27 protein-coding genes are annotated in these 23,145 nt (G+C 65.9%); 17 read left to right on the top strand and 10 right to left on the bottom strand.

The genetic code is table 11. The features are described from left to right. The first annotated feature begins 127 nt into the window (after positions 1-127). Together ACWDXS_RS02000 and ACWDXS_RS02005 are read left to right on the top strand one after the other, a co-directional pair. Entirely contained in the window at positions 128-634 is a 507-nt protein-coding gene (locus ACWDXS_RS02000) for a hypothetical protein (protein ID WP_378989850.1), read from the top strand. A 57-nt stretch (positions 635-691) separates the two neighbouring features. Continuing rightward, complete coding sequence (locus ACWDXS_RS02005; protein ID WP_449961034.1) at positions 692-1,180, top strand: hypothetical protein; 489 nt, start codon at positions 692-694, stop codon at positions 1,178-1,180. A gap of 30 nt (positions 1,181-1,210) precedes the next feature. On the opposite strand, the gene rox is transcribed toward ACWDXS_RS02005, so the two are convergent. Both rox and ACWDXS_RS02015 read right to left on the bottom strand, forming a co-directional pair. Continuing rightward, on the bottom strand, positions 1,211-2,650 hold the full coding sequence (gene rox, locus ACWDXS_RS02010; RefSeq protein ID WP_378989852.1) for a rifampin monooxygenase: 1,440 nt from the start codon (positions 2,648-2,650) through the stop codon (positions 1,211-1,213). A gap of 205 nt (positions 2,651-2,855) precedes the next feature. Beyond that, positions 2,856-3,269: a winged helix-turn-helix transcriptional regulator gene (locus ACWDXS_RS02015; protein ID WP_449961038.1), complete on the bottom strand. Its 414-nt coding sequence runs from the start codon at positions 3,267-3,269 to the stop codon at positions 2,856-2,858. A 97-nt stretch (positions 3,270-3,366) separates the two neighbouring features. Here ACWDXS_RS02015 and ACWDXS_RS02020 point away from each other — a divergent pair, with 97 nt between their 5' ends. The 4 genes from ACWDXS_RS02020 (at position 3,367) to ACWDXS_RS02035 (ending at position 7,186) form a co-directional block, all read left to right on the top strand. Continuing rightward, positions 3,367-4,239, top strand: a complete 873-nt coding sequence (locus tag ACWDXS_RS02020) for an alpha/beta fold hydrolase (protein ID WP_378989855.1) — start codon at positions 3,367-3,369, stop codon at positions 4,237-4,239. Positions 4,240-4,353: 114 nt separating this feature from the next. Continuing rightward, positions 4,354-5,127 carry a MerR family transcriptional regulator gene (locus tag ACWDXS_RS02025; RefSeq protein WP_449961042.1) on the top strand — a complete coding sequence of 258 codons (774 nt, stop codon included), beginning with the start codon at positions 4,354-4,356 and terminating at the stop codon, positions 5,125-5,127. Between the two features lie 350 nt (positions 5,128-5,477). Next, complete coding sequence (locus tag ACWDXS_RS02030; RefSeq protein ID WP_449961045.1) at positions 5,478-6,704, top strand: lipase family protein; 1,227 nt, start codon at positions 5,478-5,480, stop codon at positions 6,702-6,704. A gap of 131 nt (positions 6,705-6,835) precedes the next feature. Continuing rightward, positions 6,836-7,186 (top strand): HNH endonuclease, encoded by a 351-nt coding sequence (locus tag ACWDXS_RS02035; protein ID WP_449961047.1) that lies wholly within the window; start codon positions 6,836-6,838, stop codon positions 7,184-7,186. A gap of 33 nt (positions 7,187-7,219) precedes the next feature. Here ACWDXS_RS02035 and ACWDXS_RS02040 read toward each other — a convergent pair whose 3' ends face one another. Then, positions 7,220-8,200: a zinc-binding dehydrogenase gene (locus ACWDXS_RS02040; RefSeq protein WP_449961049.1), complete on the bottom strand. Its 981-nt coding sequence runs from the start codon at positions 8,198-8,200 to the stop codon at positions 7,220-7,222. An 83-nt stretch (positions 8,201-8,283) separates the two neighbouring features. Here ACWDXS_RS02040 and ACWDXS_RS02045 point away from each other — a divergent pair, with 83 nt between their 5' ends. Beyond that, on the top strand, positions 8,284-8,943 hold the full coding sequence (locus tag ACWDXS_RS02045; protein ID WP_387447314.1) for a TetR/AcrR family transcriptional regulator: 660 nt from the start codon (positions 8,284-8,286) through the stop codon (positions 8,941-8,943). A gap of 96 nt (positions 8,944-9,039) precedes the next feature. Here the strand turns inward: ACWDXS_RS02045 and ACWDXS_RS02050 are convergent, their stop codons facing one another. Together ACWDXS_RS02050 and ACWDXS_RS02055 are read right to left on the bottom strand one after the other, a co-directional pair. Further along, on the bottom strand, positions 9,040-10,092 hold the full coding sequence (locus tag ACWDXS_RS02050) for a hypothetical protein (RefSeq protein WP_378989863.1): 1,053 nt from the start codon (positions 10,090-10,092) through the stop codon (positions 9,040-9,042). Positions 10,093-10,208: 116 nt separating this feature from the next. Next, on the bottom strand, positions 10,209-11,147 hold the full coding sequence (locus ACWDXS_RS02055; protein ID WP_387447316.1) for an SDR family NAD(P)-dependent oxidoreductase: 939 nt from the start codon (positions 11,145-11,147) through the stop codon (positions 10,209-10,211). A gap of 187 nt (positions 11,148-11,334) precedes the next feature. Between ACWDXS_RS02055 and arfB the strand changes: the two genes are divergently transcribed. The 3 genes from arfB (at position 11,335) to ACWDXS_RS02070 (ending at position 13,312) form a co-directional block, all read left to right on the top strand. Continuing rightward, positions 11,335-11,763 (top strand): alternative ribosome rescue aminoacyl-tRNA hydrolase ArfB, encoded by a 429-nt coding sequence (gene arfB, locus ACWDXS_RS02060; protein WP_379313894.1) that lies wholly within the window; start codon positions 11,335-11,337, stop codon positions 11,761-11,763. 191 nt (positions 11,764-11,954) lie between these two features. After that, on the top strand, positions 11,955-12,635 hold the full coding sequence (gene ribB, locus ACWDXS_RS02065; protein ID WP_449961054.1) for a 3,4-dihydroxy-2-butanone-4-phosphate synthase: 681 nt from the start codon (positions 11,955-11,957) through the stop codon (positions 12,633-12,635). Next, positions 12,632-13,312 (top strand): HAD family hydrolase, encoded by a 681-nt coding sequence (locus ACWDXS_RS02070; RefSeq protein ID WP_449961057.1) that lies wholly within the window; start codon positions 12,632-12,634, stop codon positions 13,310-13,312. Before ribB ends, ACWDXS_RS02070 begins: the two co-directional genes overlap by 4 nt. A 17-nt stretch (positions 13,313-13,329) precedes the next feature. Here ACWDXS_RS02070 and ACWDXS_RS02075 read toward each other — a convergent pair whose 3' ends face one another. Together ACWDXS_RS02075 and ACWDXS_RS02080 are read right to left on the bottom strand one after the other, a co-directional pair. Beyond that, a complete protein-coding gene (locus tag ACWDXS_RS02075) occupies positions 13,330-13,770 on the bottom strand; it encodes an orotate phosphoribosyltransferase (RefSeq protein ID WP_449961060.1) in 441 nt (146 codons plus the stop codon). A gap of 3 nt (positions 13,771-13,773) precedes the next feature. Next, on the bottom strand, positions 13,774-14,613 hold the full coding sequence (locus tag ACWDXS_RS02080; protein WP_449961063.1) for a LysR family transcriptional regulator: 840 nt from the start codon (positions 14,611-14,613) through the stop codon (positions 13,774-13,776). Positions 14,614-14,718: 105 nt separating this feature from the next. Between ACWDXS_RS02080 and ACWDXS_RS02085 the strand changes: the two genes are divergently transcribed. Further along, positions 14,719-15,444 (top strand): SDR family NAD(P)-dependent oxidoreductase, encoded by a 726-nt coding sequence (locus tag ACWDXS_RS02085; RefSeq protein WP_378989872.1) that lies wholly within the window; start codon positions 14,719-14,721, stop codon positions 15,442-15,444. 87 nt (positions 15,445-15,531) lie between these two features. Here the strand turns inward: ACWDXS_RS02085 and ACWDXS_RS02090 are convergent, their stop codons facing one another. Next, positions 15,532-16,197 carry a maleylpyruvate isomerase family mycothiol-dependent enzyme gene (locus ACWDXS_RS02090; protein WP_449961066.1) on the bottom strand — a complete coding sequence of 222 codons (666 nt, stop codon included), beginning with the start codon at positions 16,195-16,197 and terminating at the stop codon, positions 15,532-15,534. A gap of 529 nt (positions 16,198-16,726) precedes the next feature. Between ACWDXS_RS02090 and ACWDXS_RS02095 the strand changes: the two genes are divergently transcribed. From ACWDXS_RS02095 to ACWDXS_RS02110, 4 genes are all read left to right on the top strand, one after another. Next, complete coding sequence (locus tag ACWDXS_RS02095; RefSeq protein ID WP_449961069.1) at positions 16,727-17,122, top strand: MerR family transcriptional regulator; 396 nt, start codon at positions 16,727-16,729, stop codon at positions 17,120-17,122. A 107-nt stretch (positions 17,123-17,229) separates the two neighbouring features. Continuing rightward, positions 17,230-18,153: an NADP-dependent oxidoreductase gene (locus tag ACWDXS_RS02100; RefSeq protein WP_449961072.1), complete on the top strand. Its 924-nt coding sequence runs from the start codon at positions 17,230-17,232 to the stop codon at positions 18,151-18,153. A 205-nt stretch (positions 18,154-18,358) separates the two neighbouring features. Then, positions 18,359-19,474: a protein kinase family protein gene (locus ACWDXS_RS02105; RefSeq protein ID WP_449961075.1), complete on the top strand. Its 1,116-nt coding sequence runs from the start codon at positions 18,359-18,361 to the stop codon at positions 19,472-19,474. Between the two features lie 418 nt (positions 19,475-19,892). Further along, positions 19,893-20,210: a hypothetical protein gene (locus tag ACWDXS_RS02110; protein WP_449961077.1), complete on the top strand. Its 318-nt coding sequence runs from the start codon at positions 19,893-19,895 to the stop codon at positions 20,208-20,210. Positions 20,211-20,348: 138 nt separating this feature from the next. Here the strand turns inward: ACWDXS_RS02110 and ACWDXS_RS02115 are convergent, their stop codons facing one another. Further along, positions 20,349-20,831, bottom strand: coding sequence for a hypothetical protein (locus ACWDXS_RS02115; protein ID WP_379316722.1), 483 nt, complete (start codon positions 20,829-20,831; stop codon positions 20,349-20,351). A gap of 288 nt (positions 20,832-21,119) precedes the next feature. Between ACWDXS_RS02115 and ACWDXS_RS02120 the strand changes: the two genes are divergently transcribed. Next, the gene (locus ACWDXS_RS02120) at positions 21,120-21,524 is read left to right on the top strand and encodes a hypothetical protein (protein WP_449961081.1); all 405 of its coding nucleotides are present in this window, start codon (positions 21,120-21,122) and stop codon (positions 21,522-21,524) included. A 36-nt stretch (positions 21,525-21,560) separates the two neighbouring features. On the opposite strand, the gene ACWDXS_RS02125 is transcribed toward ACWDXS_RS02120, so the two are convergent. After that, complete coding sequence (locus tag ACWDXS_RS02125) at positions 21,561-22,094, bottom strand: AAA family ATPase (protein WP_449961084.1); 534 nt, start codon at positions 22,092-22,094, stop codon at positions 21,561-21,563. 370 nt (positions 22,095-22,464) lie between these two features. Between ACWDXS_RS02125 and ACWDXS_RS02130 the strand changes: the two genes are divergently transcribed. Then, entirely contained in the window at positions 22,465-22,710 is a 246-nt protein-coding gene (locus ACWDXS_RS02130) for a VOC family protein (RefSeq protein ID WP_378989880.1), read from the top strand. Positions 22,711-23,145 lie beyond the last annotated feature (435 nt).

The raw sequence follows: 23,145 nt of genomic DNA on the forward strand, positions 1-23,145 counted from the left end.
CGCCACAGGTGGTAGGCGCAGCGGGCTGCTGACTGATAGCGGGTCGTGAGGCAGAATGTGGACGTGAGCGTTAGAAGTAAGCCGAAGTTCGGGGCGGGTGTCGCGGCGCCTGTCTGCGGTTAGTTCGATGTCGGACCAGGAAACAGGGCCGGGGTTCGCGCGCGGACCCGGCAACAGTCGATTCGATGCGGTGGAGCGGCTGCGTCAGAAGTTGGCAGAGACGAGGGCTGCCGAGACGGGTCCGCGCCAGGGCGACGACGCGCCGTCGAACGTCGTGCGCCTGCCCAAGCCGCCGCGGCGACGTCAAGAGGATATCGGTGCGGCTCCGCGCTGGTCTCCGGTTCCCGATGGCGCCTACGATCCTGCGGCCACCCGCCCGGTGACTCGCGCGGAGTTGCAGCGCGAATCAGGATCGTTGCCGGTCAACGATGTGACGCAGGCCGGCGCCGAGTCGGGCGCGAATGCCGAGCGCGATGCGAATCTCATCGATTTCGACGCGTCGCGCCGTAAACGTGTCGGCGGGGAAAACCGCCCCGGCGGCGGTCGGCGGATGGTGCGGCCGCGCAGGATCGGCCCGACCCGCAGCGATGGCGGTGATGCCGGTCCGTCGCGCCCGGACGAACCTGGCCGCTGAGTCGTTTCGGCGCCCACCTGCTCCACCCGTTCATCGCGGCCCCGGCATCATGGTGTGATGCGAATCAGCGTCACCGGGCACACGAACATCTCGGCCGAAACGATCCCGCTCGTTCGTGCGGCCATCGCCGACCTGATCGCCGACACACCGGGTCTGGTCGGCATCTCGTGCCTTGCCCGCGGCGCGGACAGCGTATTCGCGGAAGTGGTTCTCGACGCGGGCGGGCAGCTCGAGGTGGTGGTGCCGTCGCGCGACTACCGGGAGTCGAAAGTGAAGCCGGATCACCTGGCGCAGTTCGACGGGCTCATCGAGCGGGCCACGACGGTTCGGGTCATGGACTTCGGCAACGCGGGCCGCGAAGCGTATGAAGCCGCCAACGAGGTCCTGGTCAGCGAGGCCGACCGGATGATCGCGGTGTGGGACGGGAAGGCCGGCGAGCGTGCCGGTACCGGGACCGTGGTCGCGCTGGCGCGTGCGCGGGGCATTCCGGTCGATGTGGTGTGGCCGAACGGTGCCGTACGGGATCAGCCCGGCCCGAAGCAGTAGCCGGCTCCACTGGTGTGGATGGCGCGGACGTCATCGAGACGCATGTGCGGGCTTGCCGAACCAGTGGGAGAGACAGGTGTTCAGGTCCTGCTGGTGCTCTCCGATCCAGGCGACGTGGCCGTCGGGACGTAGCAGCAGCGCTGGAACATCCAGTGCCGCAGTGGGATCCGCGATGATGTCGACCCGGTCGGACCAGCCGTCGACGGTCAGGCGTTCGGTGCGGTCCAAGACCAGACCGCGGCCCTGACGTAGTCGGTCGTAGAGGTGGCCCTGTTTCAGGTCGAGGTCGGGCAGGCGGCGGCCGAGTAGATCGGGGCCTGGGCCGAAGTCGTACCGGATGGCGGTCGCGGTGATCTTCTCGATCAGGTAGCGGTTCACCTCGTCGAAGCCCATCAGTTCGGTCAGCAGCCTGCGGACGGCCTGTGGGCCCGGCTCGGTGGACGCCAGTTCGACCTGGGCACGGGTGTTGTCCAGCACGTCCGCGGCGACTGGATGACGCTCGGAATGATAAGTGTCCAGCAGGGTTTCCGGCGCCCAGCCGTGGATCTGCCCAGCCAATTTCCAGCCGAGGTTGACGGCGTCCTGAACGCCAAGATTCAGCCCCTGACCGCCGGCGGGTGGGTGGATGTGCGCCGCATCGCCCGCCAACAGCACCCGACCGACCCGATAGCGCTCGACCAACCGGGTGGCATCGCCGAAACGAGACAGCCAGCGCGGGGAGTGCACGCCGAAATCGGTTCCGGCGATCGCGCGCAACTGCTGTTGGAAATCCGCGAGCGTGGGCGGTTCCGTGCGATCCTCGCGCACCCCCGCGGCGGGAACAACGACGCTGTAGATGTCCTCCCCGAAGGGCCTGAGACTGAATACCGCATGGGTCGCGCGGATTTCGGTCACCTTGGCGACGATCTCTTCCTGCGAGGCACCCACTTCCATCTCGCCCATCAACGTCTCGGTCCGCGCGGGCTCACCGGGGAAATCGACACCGAGCAGTTTGCGCACCGTACTGCGCGCACCGTCACAGCCCACGAGATACCGCGACCGCACCTGCTCACCGTCAGCCAGCTCGACAGTTACGCCCTCGTTGTCCTGCTCGAAACCGGCCACCGCGCAACCACTTCGGACCTGCGCACCCAGCTCGATCGCATGGTCTTCGAGCAGGTGATCGATGATCGGCTGCGGAATGCCCAGCTGATAGGCGTACGCGGAATCCAGCCCCTCGGGCGTCGGTGTGGCGATGGCGGCGAAAACCCCGCCGACCGGACGCTGCCGTCCGCGTTCGAGAAGACGATCCAGCAGCCCGCGCATCGCCATCAGCTCCAGGCTGCGCACATGCAGACTGACCACCCGGACGAACGACGACACGGACTCGGGTTCCTTCTCCAGCACGAGAACCCGCACATCGTGCAACCGCAGCTCAGCGGCCAGCATCGCACCGGTCGGCCCACAGCCGGCAATGATCACATCGAACATGAACCACCCATTCGCCCGAATTCTCGCCGATCCCGTCGCCGCATCCCCGCCACCGCGCGTGCAGGCAGCGCGCTGATCCCGGATTTCCGCAGGTCCTGGCCTCGGCCGCCCATTGTGCGGTACCTCCAGCGCTCGCCGCAAGCGATATATGCCGAGCCCGAGGGTGTGTTGCCCGACCGATCTGCGAAGGCGCCCGCTGGGGAAGCTATTCGGTGGTCGGGTCGGCGTGTGCGTCATAGACGGCGCCGGCGCGGTCGATCTCGGCCATATGATCCTCTGCCCAAGTGCGCAGTGCCGCCAAGGGGACCTCCAGGGACGAGCCCAGTTCGGTGAGCCCATAGTGCACGCGTGGTGGCACCGTCGGTTCCACTCGGCGGGTAACGAGACCGTCCCGGGTCAGGTTGTGCAGGGTCACCGACAGCATCTTCTGGGATACACCGGGCATTCGCCGCCGCAGCTCGGCGAACCGCACTTCATCCGGGGCGGCCTGTGCGAGGACCTTGACCGCCATCGACGTCCATTTTGTGCCGATGCGGTCCAGCAACTGACGTGTCGGGCATTGCGCATCGAACAGATCGCCGCGATCCGGTGCCTTCACCTGCGCTGATCGAGTAGTCACCTGGACCTCACCACCTGTAGTCGACGTGCCGTCTAGGCAGCGTACCTGAGATTACCTATCGTTCCCTGATAACTAATAGTTACTGACCAGAGGTCCCATGTCCCGCACGCCGCCGCTCCATGCCGCGCCTATCGAGCTGCGCCAGATCGAGACCAACGGCATCCGCGCCAATGTCGCCATCGCAGGCTCCGGGCCCGCAGTCGTTCTGCTGCACGGCTTTCCGCACACCTGGCGATTGTGGAGCGAGATCATCGGCCCGTTGTCCGCGCAGTACCGGGTGGTTGCCCCGGACCTACGCGGGTTCGGCGCCACCAGCCGTGCGTCGGACGGCTACGACGCAGGCACGCTGGCCGCCGATATCGCCGGGATCCTCGATGCCCTCGGCGAACCCACCGCGGCCGTGGTCGCGATCGACGCAGGCACCCCGGTCGCGGTCCTGCTCGCCCTGCGGCACCCCGACCGGGTACGGCGGCTGGTGGTCATGGAAGCACTGCTGGGCAGGCTTCCCGGCGCCGAGGACTTCCTCGTCGCGGGTCCGCCGTGGTGGTTCGGATTCCATGCCGTCCCCGGTCTCGCCGAAACGGTCCTGCTCGGCCACGAGGCGCGGTATATCGAGTGGTTCCTCACCACCGGCACCCGAGGCCGGGGCGTGCGGGAAGATATCCGCGACGCGTTCGTCGATGCCTACACCGGAGATGACGCCCTGCGCTGCGCCTTCTCCTACTACCGCGCACTGCCGACCAGCGCTCACCAGATCGATCACGCCGTGGCGACCGACCGGCTCACCGTACCCACCCTGGCGATCGGTGCCCACCCGGTCGGCGACGCGCTGGAGCGTCAGCTACGCCCCATCGCCACCGACCTCACCGGACACATCATTCCGGATTGCGGTCACATCATCCCGCTGGACCGCCCGCACGAACTGCTCAGCCTCATGACACCCTTCCTCGCCGCCGACCAACCCGACTGAAGACCACTCGGTCCACCGACCGAATTCAACCTCGGCCGCGGGTATTGAGGTTCACGTTGCGTGCATGTTTAGCGTCGAGGTGCCGGATCGGCCGGTCGAGTTCCAAGTAGGAGGATGGGTGTGTTCTGGTCTGTTGCCGAAATTGCCCGCATGTCTGGCGTGACGCCGCGCACGCTGCGGTACTACGACGAGATAGGGCTGCTGCCGCCCGCTGGTATTCGCAGCAATGGCTACCGCGTCTACGAGCAGGGGCAACTGCTGCGGTTGCAGCAGATTCTCGTGTTGCGGGAGTTGGATATGCCGCTCGATGCCATCGCGGCGATTCTCGACGGGCAGACCGATCACGTGCAGGCGCTGCGCGAACAGCACGCGAAGGTGACCCACAAGCGTGATCGTCTCGCCCGGGTAGCACACACGCTTGCCCGCACCATCGAGGAACTCGAGATACAGAACGGAACAGTTGTTGTGACCGAAATCAACAGGCCGGAAAACCTTTTCGAAGGTTTCGACCCGAACCGGTACGAAGCTGTACGAGGCGACGATTGGCCGGATCAGGAGCAGACCCGGCAGCGGTCGCAACAGTTCATCGACTCGCTCAGTACCGAGGACATCGAACAGATGCAGCGAGATACGACCGCAGCGATGATTCGGATGGCCGAATTCATGTCATCCGAGACGGCGGTGAGCGACCCGTCCGTACAGGCGGAGATCGAGACGGCATACCAGCTCATCCGCGCGACTTGGGACCCGGGCGCTGGCGCGTTCAAGGCGCTGGCTCGTACCTATGATGATCCGGGCCATGCCGAGAATTTCGACCGGATCGCTGTAGGGCTTGCAACGTACTACCGCGACGCAATGGTGGTCTTCGCCGACACCCGGCTCACCTGAGCTAGGCGGCAGCTGCCGCAGGGGCGAGTCGTGTCCAGGGGGGCTTGTGCGACGGCTCGACCAGCAACACGCGGTCACGCTTGTCGACAAACAAGGCCCTGCCCCCATTCGCTTGCCCGGCAACCTCGAATATCTTCGGCTAGTCCGGATCCCATGGGGTACAACGCTATCCAGCCTGAACACCAGATGTCGTGCCGCTGTTCGAGTAGGTGGCTTTGTCGGATATTGCTATGCGGCATCCCCATCGACTACCCGGTCACCAGATCGCTGGTTCGGGTGTCAGGTCCTGTCGAATGCACTACTCTCGCGGGAACGCAAAACTAGAACAGGTTCTCGGGGTGGGGTGTTCGATGCGGGCAGTGCAGATCGCGACATTGCGGGCGGCCCTTGGCGGTGTGGTCTTCGCGCTGGTAGCGGCGTGCGCGGGTTGGGCTACGGCAGTGCCGCTGCCGGAACAGGATTCGTTCTACGCCCAGCCTGCGGGTCTCGCCGACCTGGCCGATGGGACAGTGCTCGCGTCGCGGGTGATCGAAACGGAGTCGTTCTCGCAGCCGCTGCCGGCGGATGCCTGGCAGGTGCAGTACAAGACGATCGACAATCATGGGGCACCCCGGGCCTACATCGCGACAGTCCTTGTACCGCATCGAGAATGGATTGGTGACGGCCCGCGTCCGCTGCTGTCGTACCAGGTAGCCGAAGACGGCGTCGGCTCGAAATGCGCACCTTCGTATGCGCTGCGTGGTGGGATCGAGGGCGTCCCCAGCGGCGCGTACGCCGAGACCGGCATGATTCGGTTTGCACTGCAACAGGGTTGGGCTCTGGTCGTACCGGACTATCAGGGTCCCGACTCCGATTTGTTCGGTGCCGACGGATATGTCCACGGCGTGCTGGACGGTATCCGCGCGGCCAGAGCGTTCGCGCCCGCGGCTGTCGACCCCGCGGCGCCGATCGGCATGTGGGGATACTCCGGCGGTGCACAGGCCACCGCTATCGCCGCGCAAGCGCACACCACCTACGCCCCGGAACTGCGATTGTCCGGTGTGGTGCTGGGCGGGGTCGTCGCGGACCTGGAAGCCACCATGTCCGGCTTCAGCGGTGGAATCGCCGGTGGCGCGGTTGTGGTCGGCCTGGTGGGGTTGGACCGGTCCTATCCCGAAGCTGATGTGGCTCAGTACCTCAACGAATCCGGCCGCAGGATGCTGGCCGCGAGCCGGGCCGATTGCGTGCCCCACGCCGCTCTGGCGTACCCGTTTCTCAATGCGGCGGCGCTGGAAGCTTGGCCTGGGTCGATCACGAACAACGCCGAACTGAGCACGGTGGTGCGAAAAGCCAGCCCCTTGTTCCGTCCGGGCGAACCTGCCGTGCCGGTGCTGCTCCATCACGCTGTCGCTGACGAGTTCGCGCCGATCGGTGCCGCCCGGGCACTGGCCGGAAAATACTGCGCCGCTGGGATTCCGGTGCAGCTGGTAGAGAATTCCGTCGGCGAGCACGGTACCGAAGCCATGCTGGGAATGCCGACGGCCCTGACCTATCTGGCCGACCGATTCGCCGCGAAGCCGGCAGCAAGCACCTGCTGAGCGGCACCGGTCCGCGACGGCCCAGGGGATAGGGGAACAGACTCAGGCTCGGTGTCCACGGTGCGGACTGTGCCGGAGATAGTGGCCCGGCCTCCGGCCAATTGATCATCGCTACGCGTATCCTGACCGTCGTGCCGACTGGGGGTAGCAAACAGGTCCGCGCCGCACGTAAGCGCAAGAAGCGGATGGCGGCCGTCTCCCACGACCTCACGGACGCGCAGTGGGACGCGCTCAAAACGTCCTGGGGTGGGTGCGCCTACTGCAAATCTCCCGTCACCTCGCTGCAGAAGGACTGCGTGCAGGCCCTCTCGCGCGGTGGCCGCTACACGCTCGGCAACGTCGTGCCCGCGTGTGGGTCGTGCAACGCCAGCAAGTGCAACGCCGAGGTGACCGGCTGGCTGCGCCGCAAGAAGCTCGACGAACGCTCGTTCCTCGTGCGCCACTATGAGATCGCGACCGAGCTCACTACGAGGTTCGCCTAGCCGCGTACAGGATGTTCGGAGCAGCAAGCGATCTCACCGACGCTTGGTGACCGATGGAATGAGCACGATTCTGCCGAACACCTCGCCGGCGTCCATTCTCCGGTGAGCCAGCACAGCTTGCTCAAGGGAAAGTATCTCGTGCACAACTGCTTTCAGCTCGCCGCGAACCGCGGCCGCGAATAGTTCGGCGGTTGCTGCTCGCCGGTCGGATATAGGCACGGTATCGGCACTGAAGGTCGCGAACGACGTCGATCGCCGGAAAGCCTTGATCATCTCCACGCCGAAATCCGCGGGCGGCATGCCTGCCATAACACCGACGACCACCATCCGACCGTTGGGCTCGAGCTTGGTGAGGAACGACGGTAGATCCGCACCGGCGGCGATATCGATGATGACGTCGTAGCCCGCAGGAGCGTTGTCCGCACCCCGGCCGGCGCGGTCCAGCACGTGTGTCGCGCCGAGACCGCGCAGGCGATCGCCGCGCGCAGGTGAGGAAGTGGTGACCGCGACCGCACCCGCACCGCCACGAGCCGCGAGCTGGACTGCCACCACGCCGATTCCGCCCGCCGCGCCACGCACCAGCACCGACTCTCCGTGCGTGAAATGCGCATGGCGTAAAGCGAAGTGGGCCACCATGGCCGAGCTGCCGAGGGTCACCGCGTCCACAGCCGACAGGGCCTCTGGAACGGGAACGAGCGTCTCGGCGGAAGCGACGGCGCGCTCGGCATAGCCGCCGCCCTCACCGGTGAACGCCCACACGCGCTGACCGATCCACCCTGTGCCGACGCCCTCGCCGACCGCGGTCACAGTGCCGACGACCTCTTGGCCCAGAATGTGACCTGGCGTGATCCCGAAGGTGGCCAGCGCGCCACTTCGGACAAGAGCGTCGACACCGCCGACACCGATCGCCTCGGTCGTGATCAACACCTCTCCGGCGGCCGGATTCGGGTGCGGGAGTTCGACCACCGCGAGGACCTCTGGACCTCCGAATGCCTGGACCACTACTGCCTTCATCGGCGTCTCCGTGTTCTGTTCGAGGGGAACTGACCAGTGGGACCGTAACGGACGCCCCCGTCCGTTTAGCTAAAGTGAGAGCGGTGACCACTGGTTTGCCTCACACCCTGCGTTCGGATGCCAGGGACAACCGCGAACGCATTCTCGATGCGGCCCGCGCGGTGTTCGTCATCGACGGCCTGGATGTGCCGATGCGCGAGATCGCCCGGCGCGCCCAGGTCGGCCCCGCCACCCTCTATCGCCATTTCCCGACCAAGGAGATGCTGGTTGCCGAGGCGTTCACCGATCAGATGCTCGCTTGCCGGACTCTCGTGGACGAAGGGCTCGCCGACCCTGATCCCTGGCACGGCTTCTGCCGCACCGTCGAGAAGCTCTGCGAGCTGCAAGCCCGCGACCATGGATTCGCCGCAGCCTTCATGTCCGCCTACCCGCACGCGCTGGACTTCGCCGCGATCCGCAACTCCTCGCTCACCGGCGCCGCCGAACTGATCCGCCGCGCCAAGAACACCGGCCACCTGCGCCCCGACATCGTGGCGGACGACCTCATCCTCATGATCATGGCCAACAACGGCATCCATGCGGGCACATCGGCAGCACGAATCGCGGCCTCGCGCCGCTTCGCTGCCCTCATGATCGAGGCGTTCCGGGCCTCACCGAGTTCTGTACCGCTACCGCCGGTGCCACGATTGATGCCCCCGATGCCCCGACGCAAGCCTGGCAGAAACGCGGATGCTCGGAGGTAGGGCTGTGCCGACCACGGGCAGTGGGCGGCCGAGTCGGTTCGTGCGGTGAGCGAGTGAGGTCCACCGACTGCGCCCGCTCGGGCTCGGGCGAGGCGGTCAGTAGTTGAAGTCGGGTGCGTCGATGGGAACGACTGGGGGCCAAGGGTTGTGGTGTAATTCGCCCTCGGGGATGCGGACGCCGTGGAACCAGCCGTGGGTGGGGTCGGTGCGGGAGGTTTCGCTGGCGTCGATGTAGTCCAAATGCAGCCAGGACCATTGTTCGTGCGCGGGGCAGGGGCCGGTTCGCGCCCCGGGATCGCTGACTACGTCGGATTGGACCAGAACGTCGAGGTGGTAGGCGGCGGAGAACCAGCGTGCGGTGTCGCGTGCGGCGGGGTCGGGGTCGCGGTGCCAAGTGGTGCTCAGCGCGCGCTCGTCACCGAGACCACCCGCGCCTATCGAGCGTGCGGCCAAACGTCGGACCATGGGCGCAGATTCGGTCAGGTCCGCGCATATACCCTGGGTGACAAGGGAATTGGCGTAGTGTCCCGGTCCGTTCACCGAGATCATCACCCCACCGGGGATCCGGCGGTCGTGATGACGGCGCAGATGGGCACCGGTATGGAACAGCTGCACACTGCCTTTGAACAGGCGCAGCACCCCGTCGCTACCGCGCAGCGGGATCGCCTCGGTATAGATCACGTCGGGCCGCACGGGTGCCAGTTCGGTGAGGTACAGCGATGCCAGTTCGGTGCACAGACGGGCGAATGCGGGGCCTGGCCGGGCGTGAGCCAGACACCGGCTGTTGAAGATCACCAGAAAGGCACTGCTCATTCCGCGCGCGGCCCGCTCCTTCCAGGTGCGTCGGTCTGCGGCGATGCGGGCTGAGATCGCGTGCGGCCCGGCCGCGAGCGTCTGTTCGCCGACCCAGCACAGATCCATCGCCAATCCTCGCGCTGGTGTGCCGGACTTGGTGGCCATCCGTCCGAAAACACATGGCTGGTGCCGGGCCGCCCAGTCCAGAAACGCCGCGCGTTTGGTCTGCTCATCGGCGGCGGACAGCAGAATCTCGTTGGCGGCGTCGATATCGGGGCCGAACGATGTTCCTGCTGGAAATCGGGGCAGTTCGGAGAGTGTGTCGAGCGAGATACCGGCCGGAATCGATGTCATCGTTGCCTCGGTGTCGGGGGCGATGAAGCTTCTGGACCGGCCAAGTCTGCCCTGCGGTCATCCCGATCGCACGCCGCCACTCCGTGTGGCGGAACGCGGTGCCGAACCGAAATGGGTCACTGCCGAGTCGGTGCGGAAGGACACACGAATGGATCGACGCCAGCGAGTGCCGCACTGGCGGCCCACAGTTCGGCAGCAGTGTCGTGGTCGGTCATGTGCGCGTGGGGCGTTTCGCGATGCGGTTGCCCTCGAAGACCGAACACCCTTGGCCCCCAGAGTTGCCCGCCGTCTATCTCGCTGTCGAGAACGGCTCGGACAATGGTGGCGGCCGCCGCGTGTTTACCGTGTAGCGCAACACCCGCGGGTAGTCCGCGCAGGCGCTGGGCGGTGGTGCGAACGAACAGCGGTGGCCGAGACGGCGTCAGTGAGTCCAAGGCACCGCCGGGGTGGACGACAATGCTGGCGATGTCGGCAGCATGCGCGCGCAGACGACGATCCAGTTCGAAACCGAACAGCATTTGGGCCAGCTTAGATCGCCCGTAGGTGCGCTTGGGCCGATAGTCGTGCTCGGATTGCAGATCACCGAGATCGAGTCGCTCCGACCGCGCGGCGAAGCTGCCCACCGTGATCACCCGGCTGTTCGCTGTCGCGGCCAATAGTGGTGCCAGATGTGCGACCAGTGCGAAGTGCCCGAGATGGTTTGTCGCGAACATCAATTCGTGTCCGTGAGCACTCATGCGACGATCGGGACCGGACAGCAGGATTCCCGCATTGAGCACGATCGCGTCCAGACTGTCGACATCGAGGGCGCCCACCGTCACCGACAGTGCGGACAGATCCGAGAGATCCAGACGCACGCACCGCAGTCGAGCATCGGGAACCCGTGCCCGGATCGCGCGTACCGCGAGGTCGCCCTTGGTGGTGTCGCGGCAGCCCAGCACCACCGTGGCACCGTTGGCCGCGAGCTGCTCGGCGGTGAAGTATCCGATGCCCGCGTTGGCACCGGTCACCAGAATGTTCTTTCCCTCGGCTCGTCGGCCGCTGTGCCACGTCATGTCATCGACTCTGACAGCGGACCCTTGCGCCGCCCTTGCACGCTACTGTCCTGGCGTGCGAAGGGACGGCCTGGTTGTTTCCCGCCGACAAGGTCATCGCTATCGTGAACGACAAGGTCACTGTCCAGTCGGACCTGGGCCGACCCGGCCGAGGTGGCTGTTCGATCGGAGAGAGTGGCGTCGGATCATGGCAGAGGACCTGACCGTGACTCGGGGGCTGGTGATACCCGCGTCCGAGTTGCGCGAGCGGTTCTCACGGTCGTCCGGCCCGGGAGGGCAACACGTGAACACCACCGACAGCCGGGTAGAGCTGTCCTTCGACCTCGCCAACTCACCCTCGGTGCCGGAGTGGCTGCGCACCCGGATGCTCGACCGCCTGGCCACCCGCCTGGTCAACGGTGTCCTCACGATCGCCGCATCGGAGCAGCGCGCACAACTGCAGAACCGCGCGGCCGCCCGCGAACGCCTGACCTCGCTACTCCGCGATGCCGCTGCCGCCCCGCCACCCGTTCGCCGCGCCACCAAGCCCTCGCGCGGAGCGAAGGAACGACGCATCTCCGCGAAGAAGCGGCGCGGTGTCACCAAACGCAACCGCCGCGCGTCCCCCGACGACTAGCCGACGGCATCCCTCGGCGGCGGCACAACAAACGACATATTCCGCGAGGTCAGGCCCGGAACAGCAGTACGCGGCCGAGCGGATGCTTCGTGCGGTTGATGGGGGCTGCGTGCGCAAGCCCCGGGGCGTACGATCACAATGATCTTGGTTTTCTTTCTTGCCTGCTGTGTTGAGTGCGTGATTTCACTCCCATGACCTGGACAGGAAGGCCAATGATGACCGTTGCAGCGAGCACACACGACCGAGCGAATCTCTTCGATGAACTCGATGATGCGATCAGCGAAATCACCGCCGGCCGGCCAGTGATCGTGGTCGACGACGAGCACCGCGAGAACGAAGGCGACTTGATCATGGCCGCTGAACTGGCCACGCCTGAAACGCTCGGGTTCTTCATTCGCTACACCGGAGGAGTGGTGTGTGCGCCGATGTCGGTCGAGCGGGCCGAGCTGCTCGGGTTGCCGCCGATGACCGCAATGAATCAGGACTGCAAGCAGGCCGCGTTCACCGTGACCGTCGATGCGGTAGCGGGCGTGGTGTCCGGCATCTGCGCGGCCGACCGCGCCGCTACCCTGCGCGCACTGGCGGACCCGGCTACCCGGCCGGAAGACCTTCAACGGCCGGGCCACGTATTCCCATTACGAGCACATCCTGACGGGCTCGCGGCGCGTCAAGGTCACACCGAAGCCGGAGTGGAATTGATGCGGCTGGCCGGCCTGTCCCCGGTGGCGGCGATCAGCGAGGTCTGTCACGACGACGGGGCGGTGATGCGGTTGCCCGCATTGCGTGCCTTCGCCGATTCCCATGAGCTGAAACTGATTTCGATCGATCAGCTCATCGCCGCCACCGGAACCGCGGCGCCCGTTCCCTCATGAGCAAGTACGTCGAGGCCGTCTTGTTCGATCTGGACGGGACTCTCGCCGCGACGATGGAGCCCTGGGACCGCTGCTGGGCGCAATACGCCGCCGGCCATGGCCATATATGGACCGATGTCGACCGACACAGGACGCATGGCCACGGTGACTGGGCCCAGTATCTGGCCCGGGTGTGTGGTGTCGATTCCGTCGATCAGGTCATCGCCGATTGCGTGAGGGCGATGATCGACCAGCTCGAGGCCGGTCACATCGAGTTGCTCCCGGGGGTGGACGCGCTGCTGAGGGCGGTCACGAGCCGGGCGGTGACCGGTGTGGTGTCGGCTTCTCCACGCCGGTTTGTCGCTGCCACCCTCGATCATTTCGGGCTGCGCCGCTCCTTGCAGGTCGTGGTCGCTCGTGAGGACCAGACGCAAACCAAGCCCCACCCGCAGCCCTGGTTGCATGCCGCGGCCCTGCTCGCAGTCGACCCGAATACTTGTATAGCAGTGGAGGATTCGGTGGCAGGGATTCGGTCAGCGCATGCGGCAGGGATGCGGGTGCTGGCGATCCCGAGCTGGGCGCCCGACCTGTCTCCGAGCGAAGCGAAACTAGCCGAGTATCTGGCCCCTGACCACCGCCACGCCCAGCAGTGGCTGAGCAGCATGCTCACCGAATCGGCCAGCACGATCACCCGCTGACGCGAATCACGTTGCTCCTACTGCTGATGCACGGTGTCGAGAATTTGTTTGGTCAGTACGGGGCGCACGGCCACCTGTACCGACGGGAGCTGGTTGATATCCGGGTTCGAGCGGTCGATCGCACAGATGACCGTGTCGACGATCGCTCCCCGCGATCGCAACTGCTCGGTCGCGGCGACGACCGCTCCACCGGTAGTGATGACATCCTCGATCAGGACGATGCGGCGGTCCCGCACGTCGCCGCCTTCGGCAAGCTGTTGTGTGCCATAGGGTTTCGCTGCCTTTCGGATGAACAGCGAGGGCAGTCCGGTCAACTGGCTCAGCATGGTGACGAGTGGGATCCCGCCCAACTCGAGGCCACCGAGCATCTCCGTGTCTTCCGGGACCAGTGCGACCAGCTGTCCTCGGCAGATGCGGACGTTCCTGACCGCGCGGTATGCGGCATTTGCGGATGCCATCGCCTAGAGGCTTGTCGCCGTGCGGACGAGGTCGGCGATGGCTTGTGATCTGCTGTGTGGTGGCCAGGCGATGACGGTGGTGACGGCCGGTGCGTCCGGCACCGCCACGATGGCGTGCTCGTGGCGTAGCTGGGTTCGGAGCGACTCGGGCATGACCGCGCAGGCCCGGCCGAGCGTGATCAGCTGGGTCAACTGGGTATGGTCGCGAACCTGTGGGCCGGGGCCGTCCGGATAGCTTCCATCGGGTCGAGGCCATCGCGGCAGGGGCAGGTCCGTCAGGGCGTTGACCTCAGCCATCGACAGGTGAGTTCGGTCGGCGAGGGGGTGCCCTGCGGGCAGGACCACGATCTGCTGTTCGGTGTGCAGGTCCTCGGTATCGAATCCGGCTGTCGTGTCGTAGGGCCGGTGGAGCAGAGCGACGTCGGCACTCCCGTTGCGTAGCAGGCTTTCCGGTTCGCCGGGCCCGCACAGCACCACCTCGACTGCGACAGCGCAGGGGTCGGCGGCGTAGGCGTCCAGCAGCTTCGACAACAGTTCGCTGGACGCTCCTGCCTTGGTCGCCAGCACCACACCGGGCCGGTCGGCAGCGGCGCGGCGAGTGCGGCGCTCGGCGGCTTCGACCGCTTCGATCGCCAGCCGGGCCTCCCGCAGCAGCACCGCCCCGGCTGGGGTCAACGTGATCGCGCGCGTAGTGCGATGCAGCAGAACGACTCCGAGCCGGCGTTCCAGTTGCTGGATCGCCCGCGACAGCGGTGGTTGCGCCATCGTGAGCCGTTGCGCCGCCCGCCCGAAGTGCAACTCCTCGGCGACGGCGACGAAGTATCGCAACTCCCGCGTCTCCACCGGGCCATCGTATCCGGCACTTACCACGGCCAATACCCGCGCGGTATCGACGCACACCCGATCGGTCTTGGACGTCCCACCCGTATCCGCAGCATTGTCAACGGCATGAGTGAACGGACAATCGCGCTGGTGACCGGCGCGAACAAAGGAATCGGATTCGAGATCGCGGCGGGCCTGGGCGCCCTCGACTGGCGAATCGGTGTGGGCGCGAGGGATCGACAACGCCGCGACACCGCGGTGGAGAAACTGCGCGCGGCCGGAATCGAGGCGTTCGGCGTGCCGCTCGACGTGGACGACGACGCGAGTGTCGCCGCCGCGGCCGAGCTGATCGCCGACCATGCGGGAGGGCTCGACGTCCTGGTCAACAATGCCGCGATCACCGGCAGCGTGCCACAGACGCCCACCACGGTCGATCCCGCGACCGTGCGCGCTGTCGTGGAAACCAACGTGATCGGCGTCATCCGGGTCACCAACGCGATGCTGCCCATGCTGCGCCGCTCGGCAGCACCGCGAATCGTCAACATGTCCAGCAGCGTGGGCTCGCTCGCCCTGCAGACCGCTCCCGGCCTCGACACGGGCCCGGTTCCCACTGCCTACTCGGCGTCGAAGACCTTCCTCAACGCCGTCACCATCCAATACGCCAAGGAACTGGGCGACACCAACATCCTGATCAACTCCGGCTGCCCAGGTTTCACCGCCACCGATCTAAACGGTTTGCGAGGCGTCCGCACTCCAGCACAGGGGGCGGCGATCGCGATTCACCTCGCGACTTTGCCCGACGACGGACCGACCGGCGGATTCTTCGACGATGCCGGAACAGTGCCTTGGTGACAGGCCCACGGTGCGTCCGGGCCCTTCCCCGGATCGCTGTTCACCGCACGGTCGTGACAGGTGCGGCCTCGGCGGAGGGGGACGGGATCATCCGCTGCGGGTGCCGGATCGAGCGGTCACCCGGTCGCGCAGTATCGGCACGCCGGGTCCGGCGAGGTCATCGCAGTACGCAGATCTGCCGGCCATCGCCATGGTCAGCGCGATCGTGGTCCCGCTGACGACAGGGCCGGACCCGGCAGCAAAAGGTCCGTCGGTCGCCTCCAATCGCAGGCCCTCGGCATTACTGCGGCTGGTGACGGTGAAGTCACGTCCGGCGTAGAAACGCGCGACTTCGGTAGCGGCTTCCGTCGACGGTGTGCGCGGTAGTCCGAGGGGACGCCGGATGTCTTGTGCGTGGACAACGACTTCACCGAGCCAGGCCGCCGTGGGTCCGGGAGCCGCAAGGGTGCTGGTGACGACCGCCCGGAACCGTTCGAGGGTTTCGGCGGGAGTACTCCCACGGTGCTCGGCGAGACGCCGGTTGTTGTGCTTGTCGAAGTCGAACCGGGCACCCAGGACGCTCGACAGCCAGCGCAGCCGTCCGATGCTCGCCGCTGCGGTGAGGTGCGCGACGACCTCTTCGACCACCCAGTCCCCACACAGCGAGGGCCGTCCCCACTGCTGGTCGTCCAAGCCGGCGAGATCGTCGGCCAGGGCGGCACGTTCGGCGTGGGCCATCGCCCACAGGGTGTCACGGGCCAGGGCATCCGACACGAGGTACCTCCAACACTCAGTCGCCTACGGGTGCGATGTGCACCTCACGGTGTGCGGCGAAACGGGCGCGCGGAGCCGCTTCGTCGTTCTGTAGTGCAGACGCCGCGATCTGCGCAGACTCATCGGTGCGTGCGTTGTGAATGTCATGTGGCCATGCCGAGGGTTTCGAGAATCCAGCGTATTGCGCGGCGAGTCCTTGTGCGATACCGGCTGCGGGTTCAGGTCCTGGACGTAGTGGTTGGTCACGCCGGGTTCGCGCTACTCGCAGACCATGAACGTCGCGTCGAAGCGCACACCGACCACGGCGACGCCACTGCCGAGATAGTCGCGATGCGCGTCGGGCTCACCACCGCCCGGATTCCTGCGGTGACAGACTGAACCGCAGTCCTCGCACACGCGGGCTGCTCGCCGAACATGCCGAAAGCGGCCGACTGCCGAACTTCCTTTTCGAATCGTCGCTTGGGCGCGGCCCCAGCTGACTACATCGAAGGCCCTCCGGGCTGGGAGCACATCGGCGTAGCCTCGCAGGATGCGGATCGGCGAGCTGTCCAAGCGCACGGGCGTGAGTCCGCGCTCACTGCGGTACTACGAAGCGCAGGGTCTGCTGACCAGCTCACGCTCCGGCGCCGGGCAGCGCCACTATTCCGATACCGAGGTCCAGCGTGTGTCGCTCATTCGGCAGCTGTTCGCCGCGGGTATGTCCAGCCGGGTGATCGCGACCGTGCTGCCGTGTGTGGACATTCCCGGTGACCTGGGTGTCGCCGAGGAGACGTTCGCGACGATGACGCGCGAGCGCGACCGGATCGACGCCGAGATCGCGCACCTGACCGAGAACCGAGATGCGCTCGACGCGCTGATCAGGGTCAACAGCCGGCACCGGGCGGAGCTGTCGGTGGCCGCCGAACCGGTGGCGCGGTCGGCCTGATGCTGTGACCTGCACCTCGATCGGTTGCCTCTTACATCGGTGTGAGGGGTGAGGATGGCTACAGAGCCCGGAATCACCTGGGCCGGTCATTCGAGAGGCGGCGGAAAATGGGGCAGGCGTGGGGTTTCGGCAGGTATGGCGGGCCCGAAGTACAGGAGTTCTTCGATCGTCTCGATCCCGTTCCCGGTCGCGGCGAGGTGCTGATCCGGGTCGACGTCGCCGGCGTGAATCCCCTTGACCACCTTGTGCGCTCGGGTCTGGTCCCTGGGCTCGACGGCGGACGTCCATTTCCCCGCGTGCTGGGCATGGAGGCAGCCGGAATCGTTCTCGCCCGGGGCGAGGATGTCGAAGGGCTCGAGGTGGGTGATGCGGTCTTCGGCTTCGCACTCACCGGTGGTGGTACCTACGCCGAGACGACGGTGCTGTCCGCGCCGAACACCGCGCGCATCCCGGTGGGCCTGTCTGCGACCGTGGCGGCAACGCTGCCGGTGGCCGGGACGACCGCGGTGGATGCGCTCGACCAGCTCGACCTTCCGGCCGGTGCCACGGTCCTGGTCAACGGCGTCGGCGGTGGGGTCGGCCTCGCCGTCGCCCGGCTGGCCATCGGGCGCGAGCTGCGTGTGATCGGCACCGGCAGTACTGCCAAGCGCGAGCACGCTGAAGCCATCGGAGTGCGGTTCATCGACTACGCCGCCGAGAACGTCGTCGCGGCGGCGCGCGAGCTGGTTCCGCACGGCTTCGACGGGGTCGTCGATCTGGTCGGAGGTACCTCGCTACGGACGGTCGCGCCACTGGCCCGCAATCCTCGCAACGTCATCGCGGTGGGTGATATGTCTGTGCCCGACCTCGGTGGGCGTTTCATCGAGCGTCGCCTGGACCGAGAGAATCTGGAGCGCTCCGCCCAGCTGGCCCTCGACGGAGTCCTCGCACCCGTGATCACCGCGGTCCATCCGCTTTCCGACGCCCCGGCAGCCCTCGCCACCGTCGAGAACGGTCACATCTCGGGCAAGGTCGTCATCAAGGTGACATGAGAAGCGCCGGCTTTCCGACGCCGAGAGCGGGCCGCACCCAGGATCGCGGATCGGGCAACAGCGATACCACCCTGCTCAGAGTTCGACAGGTTGAGACCGCGATAGGCTGACTGTTGATTGCCGCGGAATCGCAAGTGCGGCTGGGGGAGGGGCGGACGTGGTGATACGTGGCCGAGAGTCCCGCGATGCTGCGGCGCCCCTTGACATGTCGCGCACGGAGCGCCTGCGCGTCCACGGCGCCGTCTCTACTGCGCTGGCACTGCACAGCGATCATGCGTTGGGCGAGCTCGTGGATGCGGCCGTGCCGATCGGTTCCGGTATCGGCGGGAAGTCAGCGCTGCTGGAGATCGCCGGAGCTTCGGTTTTCGTGAAGCGAGTGCCCCTCACCGATCTGGAACGGCAGCCGGAGAACGTCCGGTCGACGGCGAACCTGTTCGATGTGCCGCAGTTCTACCACTACGGTGTCGGCCTCATCGGTGGGGCGGGCTTCGGAGCTTGGCGCGAGCTCGCCGTGCACACCATGACGACGAACTGGGTGCTCGCTGCCGAACGCGAGGGGTTCCCGCTGATGTACCACTGGCGGGTGCTGCCGGACACGACGCCGCTGTCGGACGAGCTCGCCGACATCGATCGCGCCGTCGCCTACTGGGATGACCGACCCCGGATACGGCATCGGATCGAGGCCGTTCGGGACTCTTCGGCGAGTATCGCGCTGTTCCTGGAGTACATTCCGCAGACCCTGCACGAGTGGCTGAATGGCCAGATCGAGGCGGGCGATGAGGCCACCGACCGGGCCTGCGCCATGGTGGACCGGGAGTTGGCCGCCGCCACCGCCTTCATGAACGGCCGTGGGCTCCTGCACCTCGACGCGCACTTCCAGAACATCCTGACCGACGGTCGACGCCTCTACTTCGCAGATTACGGCCTCGCGCTCTCCTCCGGGTTCGACCTCTCACCGCAGGAAGCCGCGTTCTTCGACCGGAACCAGAGCTATGACCGCGGCTTCACCGCAACCTATTTGGTGAACTGGCTGCTCACCGCTCTGTACGGGCTCCGGCGGGACGACCGGGCCGAACGCATCGAGATGGTGCGCGCCATCGCGGCGGGTGCGCCGCCGGAGGGTATATCCGAGGGGGCCGCCGCGGTTCTCACCCGGCAGGCGCCGGTCGCTGCGGCGATGTCCGCGTTCATGCTCGCGTTCCAGCAGACGAGCCGGAGCACCCCGTACCCGGACGTTGAGATCCGCCGCCTGCTGGACGAGCAGACTTCTGTGTTCGCTCAGCCGCTCCTGTCGTCAGATCAGCTCGGGCGGAAGTGCTAACGCCGGGACAAGTGTTGCGAGGTCGGCAATCGATGATCTGTCTCCAGATCGAACGGTCGCGACGGGTCATTTCCCGATCCCAGCGAGGGCCGCTGGACGACTACCTCTCCGTCTTCCGAGATGGCGGGGAGCACGCGCGCGATGACGGTCGCGTGAATGACGTCGTTGAGGCGCCCGACGTGTGCGCGTACCGCCAGCGCGGCATCGAGGAGGTCGTCGTTGAATCCGTACCTGGTGTCACCTCATGACTCGTTGCGGATCCAGCGCCCTGGAAATCAGCCTCTGCGGCGGCGAGGTGCGCTGTCAGATCGCTTCGTCCATTCCCGAGAGGTTTCACCACCACGGGCTGGCAGGGCAACCGCTGGCACCAAATTGCGTCCTGAGTGGAGTGAACGATCTCATCGGTACGCTCGTAAGCATGGGTGGGGACTTGCTACTGCTGATCGCCACCATCGGTCCGGTGGCACTGTTGGGGTGGGCGGCTGTTCGGGCGAAGCACCGCGGCCTGGGAGGGGCGTTCGTCGGGCCATTTCAGGAGATGTTCGATCCCGGTGCGGCGCGAGCGCAGATCGTCATCGAGGAGATCGCGGAACTGCCGGATCCCGCGGACTGCGGCGACCCGGACAACGACGATGATTCGCCGAACACGGTGGTGTACAAGGGCATTCGGCTCTCCATCGACCCTGATAGGGCTCGGCGGCGCGGAGGTGGTGGGACCGCCAGGCAAGCAGGATGAGCACCCGCCTGGCAAACCCGAACAGCCGTCCGACCATCACGCTCTCCGAATTCACCGTCTGATGGTTGCGAGGATTGACGAAGTGCACTCTCCTGGTCGACGTTTCGAGAGTTGCTCCTGCGATGACTCATTCCGAGGTCATCGAGACGTTGGAACAGGGGCGGCGATTGCGGCGTCGAGGCTCTGGACAGCTTTGTCGTACTGATTGCGGTCGAACAGAAATGGGCCGAATGCGGCGCAGTCACGAGTGGTGCGATACGGCTGTTCGAAGTGGTCCCACACGACAAGGTCGCCGGTCGAGATTATGCGCGTCAGCAGCGGCCAGCAGCCGAAATCCCCGCAACTGCAAGCAAGTACAGGAGTCTTCTGTCCCATGGTGAGGGGAGAGGAACCGTGAAAATGCTCCTCCGCTGACTCGAACCGGACGAACAGGGGGACGAGGCCACCGTAACGGCCGCCCACAGGCTCCAGGTCGGCGCTGATTTCGAAGGTGTCGATGAGATCGGTCAGAGGGATGGTATCGATGCGGGGCATGATCTGGGGGACGTCGGTGGGGCCGGGTGGTCCTGGCCGATAGTCGAACCCGATCTCGCTGATAGCTGTCAATCGGTTGCGCTGCAAGCGCTTCCGATCTCGGGTGATCGACCCAGCACCCGCACGGCGGCGCGCGTCGGGGGCCTGGGCCCTGCGGGGGATCACCGACTGAGGCGCACGACGCCCTTCCCAGTTGAAAGAATCACGGCGTCAATGTATCCAGCGCTCGCCCATCCTGCAAAGGTGGAGGCCCTCTGCGACGCCGCCCAGCCGGACGCTCATCGGTAGGTGAGTGCGTTAATCGGCTGGGACCGCGGACGTCGGGGTCGCGCGGGTCGTGGCATGAGCGTGCTTCTGGCCGCTAGCATCACGAGCGTGGGCGACCAGGACCGGCCGAGCGAGCGGGTTGTCGAGCAGCGACTGCGAAACCGCGCGATTGAGGCACTGGAGACACTCGTCGAGGGGGACGAGGGTGTTCGTAGATGGGGGTACGGGGATTACGTCAACGAGTTCTTCGACACGATCGACGACGACGGAGCCTGGCGATGGCGCGAATGGTCGACGTTCACACCGGCAGAGGTGACTGCGCTCGACAAGGTGCAGCGAGCACTCCTTGATGCCTGTGCTGCGACACCTCGGATTTCGTCCGATGAGGAGTTCGTCGCTTCGGGGTGGCCTAGGCGTATCAAGCCGGTCGCGGCTGCGGCGCTCGAACTGATGCAGTCGAGAGGTCGTTTTCGAGAGGATCGCGAGGAAGATGTGCCTTCGCGTACGAGCTGAAACTCACACCACACCGATCGCACGAGAATCGGCAGATCAGTATGTCAGTGCGTTCAGAACCGCATGGCCGCGCTGGTCAAGTGGGCAGGCCAGCTCGAGGATGGGCACGTCTTCGAGTAACTGCATGTCGTCGACGTAAACCAGTTCCAGCAGAGCATCATTCACGCTGCGCCGGAGCCCGGTCAGTTCCGGTGTGGGTAGTACACGTTCGGTCTCGGCAGTGATGGGAACAATCACCAGCAGATCGAGGGAGGCCAGTGCGGTGCGTAGGGCGGTTTCGTCGATCCCGGCTTCCGCGTCGACGCCGATGGCTGCCAGATATGCGAGGAAGTCGAGCGGTGTCTTGTCGTATACCGCAGCGGGTGCGGGATCGCCGAGTAGGCGCATCGCGTAGCGCAACTGTGCCCAATAGTCCGCGGCCACGGGCGGATACGCGAATTCGTATCCTTCCTCTTCGAGTAGTACGTACGGTTCCTGGATTGCTGTGTGCCCGCGCTCCAGTCGCGCACAGAGCTCTTCGACCAAGGTTGTCTTGCCGGTTCCATGCGGTCCGGAAACCCCGATGCGCAACTCTGCCCCTTCCAATGTCTGGTCACTAGTCTGCGTCCTGCAAGGAATCGTGCGGAAATCAGGTGTGGAGTCCAGGGTGTCAGGATGCCCAGGCTGGAGACCACCGCCCCCTCCTTCGAGGCGATCGCGCCGAAATTCGCCTGTCTGCAACCAGTTCCTGATGAGGACTGTTGCCCGACGGCACCTTGCCGACGGTGTTGATCAGTGCGTCCAGCCGGGCCGTCAGGTGTGGGGGTAGGACGCGGCGGAGTTTGGCCGTCGCGCTGTCGGCTGCGCGGGCGGCCGGTCGGCGCCGCGGCTGGGGAAGAGCCCGAGTAACACGGCCACCGCCTCGTCGTCGGTCAGTGGCATCCGTCAGCAGGAGCACACAGTGAAGCTCGTCTCGATCCGTGTGATCACTGACGACATCCAACGACTGGTCAGCTTCTATCAGCACGTGACCGGCGTCGAAGCCAACTGGGCTACACCAGATTTCGCCGAAATCGTGCTGTTTCGAGATCCCGACGGCAACCTGATCAACCTCTTCACCCCGGCGGCCCGGACACAGCAGGTCCGCCACCGAAACATTACGTCACGTCGCGGAGTAGTACGGACTTCAGCAGGTCGCCACCCATAGAGTTTCACGGATCGGTGCGCACAAGGTCGTAGACATAGGACCGTTCACCCTTGCGGCTCACCCACACGCCCTCAGGAGGAACCTCGCCTTGCCCAGGTTCGTCGAATGGGCGACTCGATACCTCATCGGCCGCGTTGCACACCACCCAACCGAAGTCGGGGAGTCGGCGACACCAGATATCGAGGTCGGTCCGCTTATACGATGGGAACCCGTGCGCGTCCCCATCGCGGACGAACTCATATGTCAACCCATCCACGCGCCGCACGAACCTCACACCCGACATCGGGCCATTCTCACCGAAGACCTCGGCACGAACAAGCAGGTCCCCGGTCAGGTTGACGAGAACCCAGGGACCGCATACGTGGTCAGCTCTGCTGATTGCTGAGCAATCCTCGAGCAGGTGAGCCTCTGTGCGTGAACGGCAGGCAGTGTGCC

The sequence above is a fragment of the Nocardia sp. NPDC003183 genome, from assembly GCF_053590715.1.